Source organism: Rhizobium metallidurans, assembly GCF_014196505.1.
GTDB classification, from domain to species: domain Bacteria; phylum Pseudomonadota; class Alphaproteobacteria; order Rhizobiales; family Rhizobiaceae; genus Rhizobium; species Rhizobium metallidurans.
The window spans coordinates 1-1,208 of sequence record NZ_JACIDW010000062.1 but is presented as its reverse complement, the minus strand read 5'-3'; the positions used below and the strand labels follow the sequence as shown (position 1 = coordinate 1,208).

Annotated in this window: 1 protein-coding gene; it reads right to left on the bottom strand. The window is 68.0% G+C overall.

The annotated features are described in order from the left end of the window. A partial coding sequence (locus tag GGQ67_RS25035) for an efflux transporter outer membrane subunit (protein WP_183902802.1) occupies window positions 1–1,208 on the bottom strand: 1,208 nt, incomplete at both ends.

Here is a 1,208-nt window from a genome sequence, read left to right as displayed (position 1 = left end):
GCGCCGTCCTTGTAGCTGGCGGTCGACAGGTCGAGCGTTTCCTGGGTCGTCTTGACCTGGGCGCGCAGCGCGGCCACCGTCTGGGCGTCGCGGCGAACCGCCGACAGCGCGTTTTCCACTTCCTCGACCGCCTGCAGGACCGTCTGCTTCCAGGCGAGGTACTGGGTCTTGGCGTCGGACTTGGCGATGTCGACATTGGCGCGCAGGCGGCCGCCGTCGAAGATCGGCAGCGTCAGCGTCGGGCCGAAGGACCAGCTGGTCAGGCCGCCATTGGCGCCGACAGGGCGCACATAGCTCGGCGAGATCGAGCCGGAGAGCGAGATCGACGGATAGAGCTGCGACATGGCAACGCCGATATTGGCGGTGGCGGCGGCGAGATTGCGCTCGGCGACGCGGATGTCGGGACGGTTGCGGATCAGGTCGGCGGGAACGCCGGAGACGATGCCGGCACGGAAGACCGGCTGGGGACCGGCGCGCTGCAGGTCCGCGACCATCGAGCCGGCCGGCTTGCCGAGCAGGGTGGCGATGCGGTGGGCGGCGACGCGGAAGCTGGTTTCCAGTCCCGGGATTTCAGCCTGGGTCGACTGCACCAGACCTTCCGCCTGCACGACGTCGAGACGCGAGGCGGCGCCGGCATCGAGCTGGAACTTGGTCAGGTCGTAGGTTTCCTGGCGCGACTTCAGGTTGGCTCTCGAGAGCGCGATGCGCTCCTGATAGTAACGGGCGTTGATGTAGGCGTTCACCAGATCCTGGAGATAGGTGAGCTTGGCGACGTCGGCGGTCGAGTAGGCGGCGTCGAGCGAGGCCTGGGCGCTTTCCTTGGAACGGCGATACTGGCCGAACAGGTCGAGCAGCCAGGAGACGTTGGCGCTGGCGTCGGTGGTGTTGGTGGCGGCCTTGGTGGTGGCCAGCGAGCCGAGGTTGCCGCTCGTGGTGTTCGACGAACCGACCACCAGGCTCGGCAGCGAGCCGGCACCGGCGACGGTGACGCCGGCGGCGGCGGCATTGATGCGCTCCAGCGACTGCTGGATCGACAGGTTCTCGCTCAGGCCCTCGGTGACCAGGGCGTTCAGCCGCGCGTCGCGATAGGCGGTCCACCAGGCAACCGTCGAAACGTCGCCATCGGACTTGGCCGCGCCCTCATTGAACTTCGCCGGAAGAGGCATCTCCGGGGGAACATGGTCCGGGCCACTCACACAGCCCGTGAG